The following is an 18429-nucleotide window of genomic DNA, read 5'->3' as shown; positions in this document are numbered from 1 at the left end:
TTTACTCTATGCCCAGAAGATTCTTGACTACAACCACGCAGTTTGCCGCATCCTCGGAATATCCATCCGCACCGATCTCCTCGGCGTAGCTCTCGGTTATAACTGCACCGCCTATAACAACTTTACTGTCCAGGCCATTCTCCTTCACAGCTTCAACAACATCCTTCATCTTGACCATGGTGGTTGTCATGAGGGCTGACAGTCCGATTATGCTGGCGTTATTATCCTTTGCCGCTTGTATTATCACATCACAAGGAACATCCTTGCCGAGATCTATAACATTAAATCCATAGTTTCTGAGCATAAGAACCACGAGGTTCTTACCTATATCATGTATATCGCCCTCAACTGTCGCCACGACTATGGTAGGCATATCAGAGCTGTCCTTGTCCTTCAGAACAAGTGGACTTATAACACCTATCGCCATCTCCATGGTCTCAGCACTTGATATGAGCTGTGGCAGGAAATATTTTTTCTTCTCGAAGAGTCGTCCAACCTCATTTATCGCACCTATCAGATCGTTATCTATGATGGACTGGGGATCAGCTCCGCTGTCAAGCACAGCATGTACATCGTCAAGTATGGTTCTCTTATTTCCTTTGAGAACATCTATATAAATCTGACTTTTTCCTTCCAGATCAGATCCTGCTTTGCCGCCGGATACACCCGCTCCCGGTGAGGCAAGCTCAAGAGGTTTGACATTCTCAATATAACGGACATCGCTCTCCTCCTTGAAAAGCAGCATATCAGAAGCAAATGCAGCATTCATAAGCATGGTCTGGGATGGATTTGCTATAGCCATCGTAAGTCCACGAGAGATAGCCATGGTGAGGAATGCTGTATTTACAAACATTCTCTCAGGAAGTCCAAATGAAATGTTGGACAGACCACAGATGGTTGCAAGTCCGTTGTTATAACAGTAGTTTATGGTTTTCAGGCAGTTGATGGCAGCGTCCTTCTGGGCACCGACCGTTGCAACAAGTCCGTCCACAACCACATCATTCTTCGTAAATCCCATCTCATACGCAGTGCCAAGCACCGTGTTGATTATGTCCTCCTTCTCCTGTGGACTCTCCGGAAGCCCCTTATCCGACAGAGGAAGAAGAATAAACATAGCTCCGTACTTCTTTACAAGAGGCAGTATCTCTTCCATCTTCACCTTCTCAAGGGATACTGAATTGACAAGCGCACGTCCCGGATAGATACGAAGTGCCGCCTCAAGTACCTCTGGTGAGCTGGAATCAAGGCATAACGGAAGGTTTACAGCCTGCGATACCTGATATACTACCTTAAGCATCATATCTCTCTCATCGATACCATTCATACCGACATTGATATCAAGTATTGAAGCGCCTTTATCTACCTGCTCTTCGGCCATATTCATGACAAGCTCAAGAGATCCCTCCCTGAGCTCAGCCTGAAGCTTCTTCTTTCCAGTCGGGTTGATTCTCTCTCCAACAACCTTAAACGGAGCATCCAGATCTATTATGAGAGATGAACGCTCAGATGATATACATCTGACATGCTCTGAACTTATCTCAGGAACAGGCATCTTGGAAGCCATATCAGCAAGAGCCTTTATGTGTTCAGGTCTCGTACCGCAACAGCCACCAACCATTCCGGCCCCGGCCTCGATTATCATCTTCATATCTTCAGCAAATTCCTCAGGGGTCATCCGATATACGCTTTTATCATTTACAAGCTCCGGCATTCCGGCGTTCGGCTTTGCAAATACAGGGATAAATGCGATGCTCTTCATCTGTCTAACAAGCTCGACCATCTTATCAGGGCCTGTGGAACAGTTTACACCTATAGCTGCCACTCCAAGATTCTGAAGAACATTTACTGCTGTCACAGGATCGGTTCCATACAGGGTACGTCCATCCTCGTTGAATGTAAGGCTGGCGATTATAGGGAGATCTGACACTTCATTTGCCGCAATAACCGCAGCTCTGGTCTCAGCGAGGCTCATCATGGTCTCGACCACAAGCAGGTCACAACCACTCTCGTCTATGACCTTTATCTGTTCCTTATACACGTCGACCAGCTCTTCAAACTTCAGTTTTCCCATAGGATAGAGCATCTCGCCTGTCATGGTGATATCGCCCGCCACAAGGCCATGGCCTGCAGCCTTGACCGCTTCCTTAGACAATTTTACAAGTCTTCTGTTCATGTCCTCAAGGTCATCGGCAAGCCCATACTCGTTGAGTTTTATCCTGTTACATGTAAAGGTTGGAGCATACAGAATATCTGTGCCGGCGTTCAGATATGCAACCTGGAGGTCAAACATTATCTGTGGATGTTCAAGTATCCATTTCTCGGGGCACACGCCAAGAGGCATGCCTGCATTCATAAGATTTGTTCCTGTGGCTCCATCAAGTATAAGTATCTTATCATCAAACAGTTTTCTGAAATCTGTCTTTTTCATGTCTTATCTCCTCGTACTCAGGCCTGATCCAGACCTTCATCAGTTATTTTTCCATCGCCGTCTGCGGCTGCTGTTGCAAGCATGTCACATCTCTCATTTCCAGGGTTGCCGGCATGACCCTTGACCCACAGGAATTCCACGTTGTGTGGTGCTTTTGCTGCAAGCAGACGTTCCCACAAATCCCGGTTTTTGACCGGTTCATTCTTGCCGCGCTTCCAGCCTTTTTTGATCCAGCCCTCTATCCAGTGCTGGTTAAATGCGTTGCACAGATACTGTGAATCTGAATACAATTTCACATTACATGGCTTTATAAGAGCCTCAAGCCCGACTATCGCCGCCATAAGCTCCATTCTATTGTTTGTTGTCTTTATATATCCCTGGCTGTATTCTCTCTCATGAAGCTGTCCCTTTGCATCGATAAACTGAAGAACAGCGCCATATCCACCAGGTCCATTTGGATTGCCTCTGGCAGATCCATCAGTGTACAATATTACATCCATATATGATCTCCATAATTATATTTTCTGTATAAATGAGTCTATGATACGAACAAGTCTTCCTGACGCTTCATCGCCCGCCGCAATGATCTCCTCGTGCGAAAGCTCTCCGCCGAGGCCTGCAGCTTTGTTGCATATTGAGGAAAGACCTGCGACACGCATTCCCATATGTCTTGCAGCTATGGCTTCACATACAGTGCTCATTCCAACTGCATCTGCCCCCATTCCCGCAAACATTCTTATCTCTGCAGGAGTCTCATACTGAGGACCGGTGACCTGAATATATACACCCGACCTGAAATCAATATCATTTTCAGCAAATGCTTCTCTGATATAGCTATTCAGCTCCACATCGTAGACATGCGTCATATCGGGAAATCTCACACCCAATTTATTATAGTAACTGCAAATGAGTGGCGATGGTACAAATGTTGAAATGTGATCACTTATCATCATGATATCGCCCGGCTCAAGCTTCTCAGATATTCCGCCTGCAGCATTTGTGAGCAGAAGTTTATCTACACCAAGCAGCCCTATGACACGGACAGGCATGACAACCTGGCTCATATCGTATCCTTCATAATAATGGACCCGTCCCTGCATGATAAGGACCTTTTTCCCGTGGATACATCCGTATACGAAGCGGCCTCTGTGTCCTGCTACTGTAGATACAGGAAAATGTGGAATATCTCCGTAATCCACATACACAGGGTTCTCAATAACGTCCGCCATATGTCCCAGACCACTGCCCAGGATAAAGGCTATATCAGGAACATCTCCTATCGCATGTCTCAAATACGAGGCAGCCTCCGTCAACTGATCGTATGTTACCAAATCATCACCCCCATAATACAAAACAAGGTCAGGATATTATTCCTGACCAGGATCTATATAAATTATAACGGAGACGGAGGGATTTGAACCCTCGCGCCGGTTGCCCGACCTACCGCATTTCGAGTGCGGACCCTTCAACCTCTTGGGTACGTCTCCAATTACACTTTAATAATAGCAGATGACAGGCATTCCGTCATATACTATATTAAACAACTGTTCTGCCGCGGATACAGGAAGATTTACACATCCATGGGATCCGCTGTTCTTGTATATATCACCGCCGAATGAACTTCTCCACGATGCATCATGGAATCCGATTCCCAGCTCGCCTATGAATGGCATCCAGTATGTTACAGGAGTCTCATAGTCATCGCCGATAAGCACAGCAGGTGTCTTCTTATACAGGATCGTATATACACCTTCAGGTGTTCTGTATTTGCCATTGTTTGCAAGGCTTCCGGTTACGCAGTCGGAATCCCACACAAGATTGCCGTCTACATATGCATATACATGCTGCTGGCCAAAATCACATTCGATATATGAATCACCGATATCATCGCCGCCATCGTGATAAACTGCAGCATAGCAGTCAAACGGCGGTGTATGTGTTGTGGACTCTCCGGCTTCAAGAAGCTTCATGAGCTCTTCTGTCTCACCATCCACATCGATCATCCAGCCATACCAGGTATTCGCCAGAGTGATGACATCACCATTATGGGTTCTGAAATTCCTCGGCACACCATATGTATCGTATCTGCTTGCGATATTCTCGACATACTCATGCACCTTGTCTTCTGAGAATTTCCATTTTCCTTTTATGTTGCTGATCCAGTCGCCATATTCCTTGCTGGTAAGCTTCCATGACACCTGATCTATCTCATATGTAATGGTCATCTCAAGGATCTTTGCAAGTTCCTTCTGCTCATTTACTATCTCTTCACTGTCGGCTGTGAGCTCAGGACTCTCGTATGCGTCACTTTCCGATACATCAAGCACGGATTCACCTTTAACAATCGCCTCATCTATTATACAGCATAATCTGTCAAAATCAAGATAATTTCCTTCAGATTCAGGAATAATTGTTGATTCTCCATCCTTGATCGTAACATAGGCATCTTCCGGTTTCTCCATCTTGGACTCATCAAGACTGTCATAGCTCTTCAAAAGCTTCTCGAGAGCATCCTTGTCATACGACGCTGAATAGTAAAGGTCATAATCTTTTCTCTTTAGCATGTAATAAGGCCAGATAAAACCATTCTGTTCGCTTATGATCTTCTTGGCTGTTATATTCGGCTTTATATCAAGCGATATATCTTCTGGTTTTATGACATGTTCCTCACCGCCCCTGAGCTTGAGTGCGAGGGAATAATCCTGTATGTAACTCTCTATGTATGCATCGACATCATCAAGTGAGTAAAACGAATAGTCTATATCATTGATGTATGTCTTGTAGTTGTAATGGAACATGAACCATATCGATATAACTATATATGTACATACGACCACCGCTCCACATATAGCCGCTGTGATCTTCAAAGCTCTGTGAGTCTTTTTTGCAGGCTTGTCATCCGGTTCGTCCGCTTCATCAGAAGCTTCATTATCTGGGAATATCGGTATTCCTGCTCCATCGGGAATGGCTGCATCCGATGCCGCAGTCTCCGGTTCGGTCTCTGTCCCTCCGAATATTGTCTCTTCAGCAACTGTCTCTTCAGTGGCATCAGTGTTCACATTATCTTTATCTATATTGTTATCATCTGTGTTATTGTTCATAAAATCACGCTCTTCCCCTTCGCACATAATTCCATGCGAACTTATGTCCAACATACATAATATTATATGCTATATTGCTATAATTCAACTCTTAATTATGTTTAAATATAATAGGCTAACGCACTGTTATCTGGACAAATTGATGGTCACCAGATCCGGTTCGTTATTAACTCTGATTCGGATAGTGTGAAGTCCGAGTCCTGCACTGACTATCATATTATGTCCATCGCAGGAATATAACCCCTTATAGTATTTCGGAAACAGTCTGATCATAGGCGATATCACGCCTCCGAGAAATGGCAGGATCACAAGTCCGCCATGTACATGGCCGGATACAGTAAGATCAGCGCCCCATCTGGAATATTCTTCAAAATAATCGGGATCATGTCCTATAAGTATATTGTAATCGGATCTGCTTATCGGTGGAAGTTCATTCAGCAGATACTCTTCATCCATATCGAGCTTTTTGAATCTTCTGTAATATTCCGTCTTCATGTCAAGTCCGTATATCGTGACATTGTATTCATCAAGATGAACACTTTCATTTATAAGCCAGGTGATGTTATCTTTTGTTCCTTCATATAACCTGTTCCACATATCACCATATTTTTCATATATGGATGCGCGCATCTCATGATTTCCTTTTCCCATATACACAGGAAAACGCTTGCCAAGTTCATTCAGGAAATGTATACCTATATCTACTGTAAGTCCCGGCTTCCCGACTATTATATCCCCCGCCACCAGTATGAAATCCGGATTGATCTTTTCTATACAGCTTATAAGCTTCTCGTTGTCCTTTCCAAATTCCGCATTGTGGAGATCTGATATCATGACTATCCGGGCTTTTTTTCTTATTCTCCTGTCATGCAGTTGATAATTTGAAAACGAGATTCTTCTGTTTTCGCGGTAACTCTCTATCAAAACATTAACAAGCGTTATAATGCATAGTACGATAACTACAACTAAAAAAATCTTCATGTATTTAACCTCAATATGTAAATTGTAACTTGAGCACTTTAACGAAAGCGTACTTCATACTCATGGAATCAACCTTCTCCGCCGCATATATCGGCACTGAACCGATGCACCTCTCGCCAATATAATAGCTCATCTTTCCAAGCTCTTCACCACTATCAACCGGGGCAGTCAGAGGATCTCTCATCTCCAGTTTCTTCTTCACATCCTCCGCGTGTTCTCCCGCAAGCAGGATCCCGGTGAATTGTGAGTCGGTCTTAATTGTAACACAACTTTCGGTGCCATTGTCTATGGAAATCTCTTTTTCCTGAAGAATATTCAGATCTGTATATTTCTGGCACATCGAATATCCATAATCAAGCAGCCTGCAGGCGTCTTTGTTTCTGATATCCTTTGTATCAGCTCCCATGATGACAGCAATAAGCTGTATGCCGTCCCTCTCAGCAGTCGCCGACATGCAATATTTTGCGGTATTTGTGAAACCTGTCTTAAGGCCGGTTGCTCCTGTATACATATTCAAAAATTTATTTGTGTTGACGAGATCAAACTGACTCTCGCCTCTTCGTGTTTTATGTATGATCGAATCCATCCATATGCCTGAATAATCAAAGATGGCAGGATATTTTGTTATGAGTTCTCTGGACATTATGGAGATATCCCGTGCTGACATTTTATGTCCATCCGCATCCAGGCCACATGCATTTTTGAAACTTGCATTTGTCATCCCCAGCTCAGCAGCCCTCTCATTCATCTTTTTCACAAACGCTTCTTCGCTTCCGGCAACCTTTTCCGCCATGGCAACAGCCGCATCGTTTCCGGATGCAATTATAATACACTTTATCATATCTTCAACAGTCTGTTCTTCTCCTGCCTCAAAGAAGCATTGCGATCCGCCCATGGACGCAGCATGTTCACTCACAGTTACAATATCATCAAGAGTCATTTGTCCGGCCTCTATCGCCTCAAAAGCCAGAAGAAGCGTCATAACCTTTGTAACCGAAGCCGGAGCCATGGCTTCATCACAGTTTTTCTCAAATAACACCTGACCTGTGGATGCCTCAACGAGTATACAGCTTGGAGATTCCACCTCCAGAACTTCTGTCTGGTCTGCCGCCTGAGTCTCTGTCTGTTCCTCTGCATATACCATAAGATTCGTACCATTTGTGTTTGCAAATATGATAAAGATGAGTACCGTTATAACAGATAATCTTCTGATATTTTTCTTCCTGCCCATCTTTTTTCTATCCGGAAAATGCTGCATACAACTCCTCTTTCAGTTTCTGTTTATATATTATATTATGCATTTATCCGGCAATATGACTTTTTATCCCACCAATATAGTATTATTTTCTTTATTTTGTAAAGTTTTTCTGATATAATCAATGGCTAGAAAAAAGGAGGACATGTTTCATGAGTATGAAATTAGTTAAACGAGTACCAACTGGCGATGAGATCAAGGAACTATACCCTCTTTCAAGCGAGTTGAAAGCCATCAAAGCCAGAAGAGATGAAGAGATCAGAAAAATTTTCGTAGGCGATGATGACCGATTTATATTTATCATCGGACCTTGTTCAGCAGATAATGAGGATGCTGTTTGCGATTATCAGAATCGTCTTGCAAAGGTTGCAGATGAAGTTAAGGATAAGATACTGGTCATTCCACGTATATATACTAACAAGCCAAGAACTACTGGTGATGGTTACAAAGGAATGCTCCATCAGCCTGATCCTACAAAGGCATCAGACATGCTCGAGGGCCTTTACGCCATCAGAAAAATGCATATAAGAGCTATCAGGGAGACAGGACTCACCGCTGCTGATGAGATGCTTTATTCAGAAAACTGGCAGTATGTAGATGATATCCTCTCTTACGTTGCCATAGGCGCACGTTCTGTTGAGGATCAGCAGCACAGACTTACCGCAAGTGGAATGGATGTTCCTGTAGGTATGAAGAATCCTACAAGTGGTGACTACAACGTTATGATGAATTCCTGTATAGCAGGACAGCATCACCACACATTCCTCTATTCTGGATGGGAGGCACATACAGACGGAAATCCTTTGACACATTGTATATTGAGAGGTGCACTGAATAAGCATGGACAGTCTATATCCAATTATCACTATGAGGATCTCAGGCTCCTTGCTGACACATACAAGAAGTTCAACCTCGTAAATCATGCATGTATAGTTGATGCCAACCACAATAATTCTGGCAAGAAATTTATTGAACAGCCAAGAATTGTCAAAGAGATAATCCACAGCAGGAATTACGATTCTGAGATCAAGAATCTTGTAAAGGGTGTTATGGTTGAGAGTTATATTGAGGATGGCAACCAGCCAGTAGATGGTGGATGCTATGGTAAGTCTATCACAGATCCTTGTCTTGGATGGGATAAGACAGAGAGACTTCTTAAAGAAGTTGCTGATCTTCTGTAAAAAATACATTTTAAGCCTGCGCGCTTATACAATTACACGTGCTGTGCTTATACAACAAGAGAAAACCGGCGGATCTATCATGATACCACCGGTTTTCTTTATTTATCTGTCAGGCCGAAGCCTCGCAGAGTTTGACGAGGATGCATCTTCCCAAAGACACATCTCCCATCATCTTATATTTACTTGTAGTATACGCATACATCGGATCGACAACTCTTCTCAAAAGTCTCGAAAGAACTGGAACTGTAAATACATATTTAACCTTATACTCCCTGTCCGAATCCTCTGTTAATCTGGCAACATGATCCCTTATATCTATGTAGAACACCCCACTATCATTGCCGATAACATTGAACTGAAGACAACAATCACCAATATCCGCCAATTCCAAAGAACTGAGAACGCCGTCAATACACTCCACGCATTCTTTATACGTCATATAAACACCCAATCTTATAAGAACTCGAAATCTGCATCCTCATCGCCATCGCCGATAAGTGCCTGATTACGCTTAACGCCCTCTTCAACTTCTCCGATGATAAGCTCTTCTTCCTCTTCCTCCTGAGCAGTCTGAGCACTCTTACCTGTGAATGCTGCCGGCTTTGGCTCTGCCTCTGGAGCAGCCTTTGGTGTCATCTTAAGCTTCTGAGGTGCATCTCCGCCCTGCGACTTCATCTTAAGCTTTGTTATAGGATCCGCCTCAACTGCAGCTTCAACCTTATCTGCAGCCTCAGCAACCTTTGCACTTGATCCGCTCTTGAGTGTCTCCATCTCTTCCTTGAGCTTGGCAAGCTCAGCCTTTGCATTTGCGATAACCTCGTTAGCCTTCTTCTTAGCGTCGTTTATTATCTTGTTAGCCTCAGCATTTGCTGCGTTGGCTTCCTTCTTGGAACCAGGAGCAGCCTGCTCGAGCTGCTTCTCAAGCTCATAAATCTTTACGCTGTTCTCCATAAGGTTCTTCTTTGACACTTCGTTCTCTGACTCAAGAGCTGCATACTTTGTCTCAAGTTCTGCATAATCTTCTGCAACTGAGCGCAGGAAGCTGTTAACCTCATCCTTATTATATCCAAAAAGTCCTTTTTTAAAGGTTTTAGATTCAATCTGATCCTTTGTCATTGTATAGTTCTCCTTTTCAGTATTAGTTCTCTCTATAATATTATCCTTTGCATATAGAAACTCCACTTGTAATTATATTAACAAATATTCATTTTTTCAACAATATTGTTAGATTTTATAAAATTTTCCCAATATATTACAATTTTTTCGGCAAATCATGGATATATTACAATTCATTACTGTCAAGTAATATGGTAAATGGCCCATCATTGGACAGATCTACTTTCATATCTGCGCCAAATTCTCCATGTTCAACCACAGGCACAAACTCACGGCATCTTTCAATTATATACTCATACATCTCATTGGCCATATCAGGCGCTCCTGCACCAGTAAATGATGGTCTGTTGCCCTTCCGGCAGTCTGCGCACAAGGTAAACTGTGAAACGATCAGGAGTTGGCCGTTTACTCTGTTTATGTCAAGATTTGTCTTGCCATTTTCGTCGGCAAATATCCTCATCTTCACAAGCTTGTTTATCATCTTGTCAGCAATCTCTTTGGTATCCGAATCGTATACTCCGACAAAAACCAGAAAACCTTTCTGTATGCTGCCGATCACTTTGCCATCCACCTCTACTGATGCGTGATTTACACGCTGTATAACAAATTTCATTTTACGGATCCTTTCATAATCTTTTTACAGACTATTTTTTCAACAATATCATTGTGACAGTTATTTTCTGGTCATACTATCTGTCCGACATGCTTATCGCTTCAACTGCAACACTGCCGCCTCTTACAACTTCTATCCTGTTAGGGAAACTCTCCTTGAACAGTTTTATGGCATTGTCATTCTTTGCATCAGTCTGAACGCACTCTACAAGCACAGATTTCTTATTGTAGTCAGTTATCTTGTATCCAAATGCATTCGCAATTCTGAATACTTCATCTTTATCCTCATTTGAACAGCTGTTGACCTTGACAAATAAAATCTCGTTGTTGTGAATGGCTATATCAGTGTAGTCAACTACCTTGATAACCTCCACACTTCTGTTGAGCTGCTTTTTCACCTGCTCAAATGTCCTGTCATCACTGGTGAAACCGATGGTCATTCTGGATATTGTCTCATCCTCGGTTACTCCAACGGTTATAGTATCTATATTGTATGATTTGCTTGAAAACAAACCTGAAATTCTTGCAAGTACACCTACCTCATTCTCTACGAACAGGCATATCCATCTCTTCTTTACGCTCATTCTATATACCCCTTTCATCTGGATAATATACAAATATATATATGTACATTCTATTACCAATATAAAATCAATTTATCAATATCAGCAGTCAAGTATCATGTCATTCAGTGACTTTCCACCCGGAACCATAGGAAATACGTTGGCCGTAGGATCGATGAAGAATTCTATAACTGTAGGTCCGTTTGTATTTGCCCTGGCAGCCTCAAATGCCGGCCTGATTTCCTCAGGCTTTGTAACTCTGATGCCCTTTGCATCATAGCTCTCTGCCAGTTTTACAAAGTCAGGAGAATACTTTGGACAGCATTTATCCGGATTCTGACAGTCTCTGTTGCATCTTCTTCTGTATCTGAGACATGTACTGCTGTATCTCTTATTGAAGAACAGCTCCTGCCACTGGCGTACATTGCCGAGATAGCCGTTGTTCAGTATACAGAGGGTAACAGGAAGCTCAAGCGCAACAGCTGTAGCCATCTCCTGAATGTTCATCTGGACTCCGCCGTCTCCGGATATACAGATAACATCTTTATCCATGTTGCCAAGCTTTGCGCCTATGGCAGCAGGAAATCCATAACCCATGGTTCCAAGACCTCCAGAAGTTAAGAGCTGTTTGTTCTCATCTATATCAATGTACTGCGTTGTCCAGAGCTGATTCTGTCCAACATCAGTTGTAACGATGAGATTGCTGTACATATCGTTTATGGTTCTGATGATAGCCTCAGGGGTCACTCCATCATATCTGTTCATGTTGATAGGATACTCAGTCTTGACATTCATAATATCATCCACCCAGCCTTTGATATCAAGAGGCTCAGCGTATTCAAGCATCTTGGATATTGCAACCTTGGCATCAGCAACGATAGGTATATCTACCTTTATATTTCTTGATATGGACGCTGCATCTATATCAACATGTATGATCTTGGCATTCTTGGCAAATGTATCTATAGTACCTGTTATTCTATCATTGAATCTGCATCCGATGGAGAAGAGAACATCACTCTCCATGATAGCTTTGTTGGATGCCATATTGCCATGCATACCAATGTTGCCTACATAGAGTGGATGGTCAGTAGGTATCGCACCTTTGCCCATGATGGTTGTGACTACAGGTATACCTGTCTTCTCCGCAAGCTGCTGCATCTCCTTTCTTGCATGGGCGATATTTACACCGCCACCGCAGAGGAACACAGGCTTCTTTGCATTCTTAAGCTCCGCAAGCGCTCGCTTGATCTGTCCGACATGTACGCCCTCTGAAGGCTTGTAACCTCTGATATTTACTTCTGTTGGATACTCGTCACTTCCCATGGCAAGCTGTATATCCTTAGGAATATCAACAACTACAGGACCTGGCTTTCCGGTTCTTGCTATGTAAAAAGCATTTTTAATGATCCTTGCAAGATCCTCTCTCTTTCTTACTGTGACTGCATACTTACATATGCTTCTTGTGATTCCAACTATATCAACCTCCTGAAAAGCATCATTTCCAATAAGATTCATTGGAACCTGTCCTGTAAAACATACCAGTGGCACGCTGTCGTAGTTGGCTGTGGCAATTCCCGTTACAAGGTTTGTCGCACCCGGACCACTTGTTACCAGACACACTCCAACTCTTCCTGTTGAACGTGCATATCCATCTGCTGCGTGGACAAGCGCCTGCTCGTGTCTTGGAAGTATCATATCGATACCTTCTGCATCATACAACGCATCAAACAGATCTATCGCCGTTCCACCAGGGTATGCGAACAGAGTGTCTACCCCCTCTTCCTGCAACGCTTTTACAAACATCTTTGCTCCATTGATCTCCATATCTTATACCTCCTGTAAAGTTCATGATAATCTAAACTTACGCCTCGGGATGTATATATGCACCCCATGCATAGAAAAAGCCCTAAGCGCAACTGTTTTACGCTTAGGGCGAATATGTTCATATCCGTGGTACCACCTAAATTCAGACAAATGTCTGCACTCATCAGATACTATAATAAATTATCACTGTAATCATTATTAATATCTTATTCCTGTAACGGGGAAAACCGTTGAAACCTACTCAACAACAGCCGACAAATATGTATGCTGCAATCTTTCAATCCACTGCTCGAAGGCTACCTTCCACACATTCCTGATGAAGACTCTCACCACCATCTTCTCTCTGTTGATCGGGAGATGCATGTACTCCTCCTCGTCATAGCATTTGACTATTTCCCGGTCGTTTTACGACCCTTAGATGTGATTATTTTATCATTAACATGAAGATGTGTCAACGATTCTTTTACTTGCCTATCAGAACCCTTTTCCCTTCAAATGCAAAGCCGTAATGTCTGATATGATTCTTCTCAAATCCGAGATCATACAATTCTGCATCATAGTTCTTATCAATGATCTGACGTAATGCAGAGTTCACAGTATCTTGTAGATTCTTTTCCGTGCCGGCACTGTATACTTTGAATTCCATGATTATAGCTGAATCATCAGCTGACTTTGGAATAATGATCACATCACATCTGCCGTATCCACTTTCGTGATTGGACTTTACGACATATCGGTCTCTAAGTTCAACAAGAAGCCCAAGAACAAAACCATGGAAGAATTTCTCGGGCAGAGCCTTGTCAGACGGATGTCGCCCCGAATCAAAGCTGCTTATCGTGGTCATGGCTACATCATTCATGTATATATTCATCTCCTCGAGGTTGTCATCAAGCAGAGCCATTACGAACCTGTTGTAGTTGGTATCAGAACGATTAAACCATAATCTGAATGTGTTGCAGAACATTCCCAGCGTCTCCATATTAGTTATTCGGAGATGATACACCGGCTCAAACGAATTCTCTAAATAATTGACACTTACGATCTTCAGATAACCACTTGCAAGGAGCAGGCTCCATATAGCACTATCATCATATTCCAGTCTGTCAAATACGATCTGTTCATCGAAGATCACAGCAATATCACTGCCGCCCATAAGCAATTCCATTTTCTTCTTCGTGGATGCAGGCGCTTCACGGAGAAGCCGGCTGATCATCTCATTCGAACTTGTTGCCACCCAATACGGACGAAACTGTCTCTTATCTATGTAGTTGGTTATGGACCATGGATTGTAGATGTCATTTACATGACCAAATGAAAAACCATCATACCATCTCTTCACAGCGTCTTTACATTCTCCAAGTCCATATGAATCGAGTGCTGCAAAAGTCTCCTTCTCTGTAAATCCAAAGCAATCTGCATATCTGTCATTCATTGATGTTATAACATTCAGGTTGTTCAGATCTGAGAAAATAGACTCTTTGGATACTCTGGTTATACCTGTCATGACAGCCCGCTCAAGATGCCTGTTGGACTTGAATGTGGCATTGAACAGACTACGTATAAAGGATGTCATCTCCTGCCAATAACCATTGATATAAGCCTCCTGCAATGGAGTGTCGTATTCATCAAGAAGAACTATGACCTTTTTGCCATAATGGCTGGTAAGAAGGCTTGACAGATCATTCAGTGCATTCTGAGCAGTCACATCATCCATATTCCTGCTTACAGAAGCAAGAAGCTTTCTCTGACCATCGGTAAGTTTGTCCGATGTATAAAGCTCTGGAAACTGGCTGTATACATCACTTATTATCACCTTTATCTGCCTTATGGCATCAAGGCAGTTCGTCTGCTTTACCGCTGCAAAGCTTACAAATATCACCGGATATGTTCCCTGAATCTTCATATATTTAGCATAATCCGATATATATAAATTATCGAACAAATCCCTCTTGTCTCTGTATCTGACAGAAAAGAAACATTCCAGCATGCTCATATTAAGTGTCTTGCCGAATCTTCTCGGTCTGGTTATAAGTGTTACCGCATCTCCAGACTCCCACCATTCCTTGATAAAATACGTCTTATCTATGTAGAAATACCCAGATTCCCTTATACTGTCAAATCCCTGATTACCTATACTTACAACTGTATCGCTATCAATATTACGATTATCAATCGATATGGAAACTTTTCTGTTCATGGCCGCAGCAATCTTCACAAGAAACTCCAGGCTGGGATTATAATCTCCACTCTCAAATCTGGTTATATTAGGCTGGGATACTCCTGCAAGCTTTCCAAGTTCTGCCTGGGTGATTCCCTCTGCTGCACGACATTCCCGGAATTTTCTGGCAGTATCTGTACAGATTCTGTTCTGCTCGTATTCAATGACAGAATTCCTGTCACCAGCATTCACTATAAAATCACTATTATCAATGCGATCGTCCATATCGTCACCGCCTCTCCGCAAGCACAAATATACCGTATATGATATAAATTCATTATATCATATACGGTATATTGATTCAACATAATACAAAAATAGAATATGCTGGGAACTGCTACTTTGCCAGCAGTTCAAACCAGAACACATCATAACCTGCCGCAGCGGCAACTCTCTGGGAGGCTATATGGGACATGCCAGTTCCATAATATGGAATTTTGCCACATCTGAGTATATCCTTGGTCAGTTCAGATACCAACGATGTACCCACATGCCTTCCCTCAGCATCTTGAACAACATTTATACCAATCTGCCAGAAGTCGTCACTGTCAGCGCTTGCGCCAGCCATACCAATAATCTCACCATCTGATACAGCAGCCACAGCCAGCACATCAGGTGTGTTATCATCAAAACAGAAAGCTTCATCCCATCTGTCATCTCCTTTGAATTGCAGGATTTCATCCCCAGTATACCTGACAAGGTTAAAATCTTCTTTTATCATCGAATCAACGGTTTTATCTGTATTATCTTTTCTCGCTGCCTGTTCGCTCAGTTTCGTCGGAAGGTAAAATGGGTGGGCAGATTTCAATTTGCATCCGTATCTGGAAAGAATATTGTCGAGTTCACGAAAATTCTCTATATCCATGAACCATTTTCCAGATGCATTCTCATAGCGTTTTCTGCATTCATCTACAATCTCTCTACGACCGGTAAATAACAGCTTGCCATTTACCACAGCTATTTTGAGCGGGCACTTTTCCTGTCCTTTGAACTGCCTCTGCCCTGCTATCTGTCTGTATTCAGAGAATATATTGTCACTGGAATATATATCGGCCGCATCACAGCAATAATCCCTGGCCAGCTGATCATACAGTGCATTCTTCATCTTTCCAGACAGCCAATGTTTTCTCGTCAGAATATTCGTATGTCCTATCCGGACTTCATTCAAAAGAGGCACATCCACTTCATCACAGGTATGATGAAACACAAATCCGAGCTTTTCCTGTACTATGCGTGACTTGGAATTGCCATCGTAGTAACCGCACCATATCGTTCTCATGCCCAAATCAAGGAATCCATGTTCTATAAGCCTCCCAGCCGCCTCCGGTGCGTATTCGTTGCCCCAGTGAGGCTTTCCTATCCAGTATCCAAGTTCACATTCGTCATCGCGGTCTGTCATATCTGTCCTTCCATTTAACAGTAATTCGATGGCACCGACAACCAGACCGCTGTCCTTCAGACACACAGCATAACACTCCGGCCCATTAAATACATTCCGTATCACATCAAGGCTGTACTCCCTGCTCTCATGCACAGGCCAGCCAGCTATAGGTCCCACATCAGGGTTACTTGCATATTCAAATAATATATCTGCGTCACTCTCCTGCCAGTGACGTAATATCAATCTCTTAGTTTCTAAAATCAAATCATATATCCCCTTTCATATAAGACTTTCTTTCCCCCAGTCTGTGCTTTCCCAGTTCTTCACTATCCTCAGATATTTACCGAGATTGATAAATGATCTAACGATCTCGTCCACTATGACTGCAAGAAAGACGCCTGCTATTCCAAGCTTAAGGACAAACACAAACAAAAGCGCCACAGAAACCACCCACACCGTGCCAAACAGCTGTGTTATGAGCATCCATATCGTGTTGCCACTGCCCCTGATCGCATTGCCAACAACTATGTTTGCTGATTTTGCGAACAGATTGATGCTGATAAAGATCCGATATATCCCACACGATGCAATTATACTCTTGTCGTTGGTGAAAAGTGATATGATCTGCTGCGGAAACGCAAGACAGACACCGAGTGTGATGATTCCAACTACTATACACAAGCCATACGCACAGACACATACACCCTTGTATTTACCCAGATCATTGTTTCCTTTTGCCTCACCGGTTAGTGTCATTGTACCATTTCCTATCGCTCCAATGATGACAACCGCCAGAACCTCGACACTGAATATGATGGAATAAATTCCGGCAGCCATCTCATTTATGGCGTTGAGAATCCTTATAAGCAGCAGATTACCGAGGTTCCACGCAAAATCCTCAAGAGCTGTGTTGACACCAAGCTTCGCAGACAAAAGATACGGCTTTATATGTGCCTTTAACACCCATTTCATTGATGGTTTAGTGTTAAGCTTCTTGCTTGATACCACGAATATCACTGCGAATATAAGTCCAGAGTACTCCGCTATTGTAGTCGCTATGGCTGCACCCTTTATCCCCATGGCCGGAAGCCCGAATCTTCCAAATATCATAACCCAGTCAAGGAATATATTTACACCAGATCTTAATATTCCATATATGACAAGCGGCTTTGTATAATTAGACGTCTGAAGTATTACACTGAAAGCACCGCCAAGTCCTGTTATCAGAAATACAGGCGCATAATACCTGGAATAATCAAGACACATCGGCATCAGGCCATCTGACACACCCATGAGTCTGAATACAAATTCAGCGCAGAATGTCCAGAAGAAAAATAACAGTATCGGTATGATATTGTTGTATTTCACCATGGCACCGGAGTATTCCTCTATATGTTCATTATCTCCTGCACCAACACTCTGGCTTATAAGTATGGACGCTCCTGTCACTATGGAAAAACAGAACGACATGGTTGTCCACATCGGCGAAGTCACATTACCGAGTGCGCTCATGTACATGCTGTTTACATGTCCTAAGAATATTCTGTCTATAAGCATCTGGAGCTGAGATATCAGATTGCTAAGCATGATCGGAACCGCAATATTTAACAGTCCCGGAAGGTATTTTTTATTAGTCTGTATTATTGTATTTTTCACGATAGATTTCCTCTTTCTGTATTGTTTCTTATGGATATGTATTTCTATAAACTCCAAGCTCTATTGTCGCAATAATCATAACATGACAGCATATTCAATTATATCAACGC

The 18429-nt window shown here is 42.7% G+C and carries 15 protein-coding genes, 1 tRNA gene and 1 other annotated feature; of the genes, 1 reads left to right on the top strand and 15 read right to left on the bottom strand.

Annotation, left to right across the window (positions count from 1 at the left end; genetic code table 11):
- Position 1: 1 nt before the first annotated feature.
- The 7 genes from DXD11_RS02980 to DXD11_RS02950 form a co-directional block, all read right to left on the bottom strand.
- Entirely contained in the window at positions 2-2428 is a 2427-nt protein-coding gene (locus DXD11_RS02980; protein WP_118757749.1) for a homocysteine S-methyltransferase family protein, read from the bottom strand.
- A gap of 17 nt (positions 2429-2445) precedes the next feature.
- Positions 2446-2928 (bottom strand): ribonuclease HI, encoded by a 483-nt coding sequence (gene rnhA, locus DXD11_RS02975; RefSeq protein WP_022216442.1) that lies wholly within the window; start codon positions 2926-2928, stop codon positions 2446-2448.
- Positions 2929-2943: 15 nt separating this feature from the next.
- Positions 2944-3759 (bottom strand): purine-nucleoside phosphorylase, encoded by an 816-nt coding sequence (locus tag DXD11_RS02970; protein WP_242849647.1) that lies wholly within the window; start codon positions 3757-3759, stop codon positions 2944-2946.
- Positions 3760-3827: 68 nt separating this feature from the next.
- Positions 3828-3915, bottom strand: a tRNA-Ser gene (locus DXD11_RS02965).
- A 9-nt stretch (positions 3916-3924) separates the two neighbouring features.
- On the bottom strand, positions 3925-5529 hold the full coding sequence (locus DXD11_RS02960; protein WP_158579418.1) for a L,D-transpeptidase family protein: 1605 nt from the start codon (positions 5527-5529) through the stop codon (positions 3925-3927).
- Positions 5530-5655: 126 nt separating this feature from the next.
- Complete coding sequence (locus DXD11_RS02955; RefSeq protein ID WP_242992604.1) at positions 5656-6510, bottom strand: metallophosphoesterase; 855 nt, start codon at positions 6508-6510, stop codon at positions 5656-5658.
- Positions 6511-6520: 10 nt separating this feature from the next.
- Positions 6521-7768 (bottom strand): D-alanyl-D-alanine carboxypeptidase family protein, encoded by a 1248-nt coding sequence (locus DXD11_RS02950; RefSeq protein WP_118757747.1) that lies wholly within the window; start codon positions 7766-7768, stop codon positions 6521-6523.
- 149 nt (positions 7769-7917) lie between these two features.
- On the opposite strand from DXD11_RS02950, the gene DXD11_RS02945 reads away from it, so the two are divergent.
- Entirely contained in the window at positions 7918-8946 is a 1029-nt protein-coding gene (locus tag DXD11_RS02945; protein ID WP_022216437.1) for a 3-deoxy-7-phosphoheptulonate synthase, read from the top strand.
- Between the two features lie 109 nt (positions 8947-9055).
- Here DXD11_RS02945 and DXD11_RS02940 read toward each other — a convergent pair whose 3' ends face one another.
- The 8 genes from DXD11_RS02940 to DXD11_RS02905 all read right to left on the bottom strand — a co-directional run bounded on the left by DXD11_RS02940 (position 9056) and on the right by DXD11_RS02905 (position 18319).
- Complete coding sequence (locus tag DXD11_RS02940; protein WP_117548940.1) at positions 9056-9385, bottom strand: hypothetical protein; 330 nt, start codon at positions 9383-9385, stop codon at positions 9056-9058.
- Between the two features lie 14 nt (positions 9386-9399).
- A complete protein-coding gene (locus DXD11_RS02935) occupies positions 9400-10062 on the bottom strand; it encodes a DivIVA domain-containing protein (RefSeq protein WP_118757745.1) in 663 nt (220 codons plus the stop codon).
- A 166-nt stretch (positions 10063-10228) separates the two neighbouring features.
- Positions 10229-10675 (bottom strand): D-aminoacyl-tRNA deacylase, encoded by a 447-nt coding sequence (gene dtd / locus DXD11_RS02930; protein ID WP_055144406.1) that lies wholly within the window; start codon positions 10673-10675, stop codon positions 10229-10231.
- Between the two features lie 76 nt (positions 10676-10751).
- A complete protein-coding gene (ilvN, locus tag DXD11_RS02925; RefSeq protein ID WP_022058961.1) occupies positions 10752-11258 on the bottom strand; it encodes an acetolactate synthase small subunit in 507 nt (168 codons plus the stop codon).
- Between the two features lie 81 nt (positions 11259-11339).
- Positions 11340-13064: a biosynthetic-type acetolactate synthase large subunit gene (ilvB, locus tag DXD11_RS02920; RefSeq protein ID WP_118757744.1), complete on the bottom strand. Its 1725-nt coding sequence runs from the start codon at positions 13062-13064 to the stop codon at positions 11340-11342.
- Positions 13065-13165: 101 nt separating this feature from the next.
- Positions 13166-13453: a binding site (T-box leader), on the bottom strand.
- A 74-nt stretch (positions 13454-13527) separates the two neighbouring features.
- The gene (locus DXD11_RS02915) at positions 13528-15507 is read right to left on the bottom strand and encodes an AAA family ATPase (RefSeq protein WP_118757743.1); all 1980 of its coding nucleotides are present in this window, start codon (positions 15505-15507) and stop codon (positions 13528-13530) included.
- Between the two features lie 112 nt (positions 15508-15619).
- Positions 15620-16927, bottom strand: coding sequence for a GNAT family N-acetyltransferase (locus DXD11_RS14450; RefSeq protein WP_243105799.1), 1308 nt, complete (start codon positions 16925-16927; stop codon positions 15620-15622).
- Positions 16928-16942: 15 nt separating this feature from the next.
- Positions 16943-18319: an MATE family efflux transporter gene (locus DXD11_RS02905; protein WP_118757742.1), complete on the bottom strand. Its 1377-nt coding sequence runs from the start codon at positions 18317-18319 to the stop codon at positions 16943-16945.
- Between the last annotated feature and the right edge of the window lie 110 nt (positions 18320-18429).

It is taken from the genome of Coprococcus sp. TF11-13 (genome assembly GCF_003481085.1).
Lineage (GTDB): Bacteria > Bacillota > Clostridia > Lachnospirales > Lachnospiraceae > Coprococcus > Coprococcus aceti.
The sequence above is the reverse complement of the archived record's forward strand: the minus strand, read 5'-3'. Positions and strand labels throughout refer to the sequence as shown.

Excerpts from the sequence above, each read along its gene's own strand:
- DXD11_RS02955 (WP_242992604.1), bottom strand. The coding sequence starts at position 6,510 with ATGAAGATTTTTTTAGTTGTAGTTATCGTACTATGCATTATAACGCTT.
- rnhA (WP_022216442.1), bottom strand. The coding sequence starts at position 2,928 with ATGGATGTAATATTGTACACTGATGGATCTGCCAGAGGCAATCCAAAT.
- DXD11_RS02980 (WP_118757749.1), bottom strand. The coding sequence starts at position 2,428 with ATGAAAAAGACAGATTTCAGAAAACTGTTTGATGATAAGATACTTATA.
- DXD11_RS02960 (WP_158579418.1), bottom strand. The coding sequence starts at position 5,529 with ATGAACAATAACACAGATGATAACAATATAGATAAAGATAATGTGAAC.
- DXD11_RS02945 (WP_022216437.1), top strand. The coding sequence starts at position 7,918 with ATGAGTATGAAATTAGTTAAACGAGTACCAACTGGCGATGAGATCAAG.
- DXD11_RS02935 (WP_118757745.1), bottom strand. The coding sequence starts at position 10,062 with ATGACAAAGGATCAGATTGAATCTAAAACCTTTAAAAAAGGACTTTTT.
- DXD11_RS02950 (WP_118757747.1), bottom strand. The coding sequence starts at position 7,768 with ATGCAGCATTTTCCGGATAGAAAAAAGATGGGCAGGAAGAAAAATATC.
- ilvB (WP_118757744.1), bottom strand. The coding sequence starts at position 13,064 with ATGGAGATCAATGGAGCAAAGATGTTTGTAAAAGCGTTGCAGGAAGAG.
- DXD11_RS02940 (WP_117548940.1), bottom strand. The coding sequence starts at position 9,385 with ATGACGTATAAAGAATGCGTGGAGTGTATTGACGGCGTTCTCAGTTCT.
- dtd (WP_055144406.1), bottom strand. The coding sequence starts at position 10,675 with ATGAAATTTGTTATACAGCGTGTAAATCACGCATCAGTAGAGGTGGAT.
- ilvN (WP_022058961.1), bottom strand. The coding sequence starts at position 11,258 with ATGAGCGTAAAGAAGAGATGGATATGCCTGTTCGTAGAGAATGAGGTA.
- DXD11_RS02915 (WP_118757743.1), bottom strand. The coding sequence starts at position 15,507 with ATGGACGATCGCATTGATAATAGTGATTTTATAGTGAATGCTGGTGAC.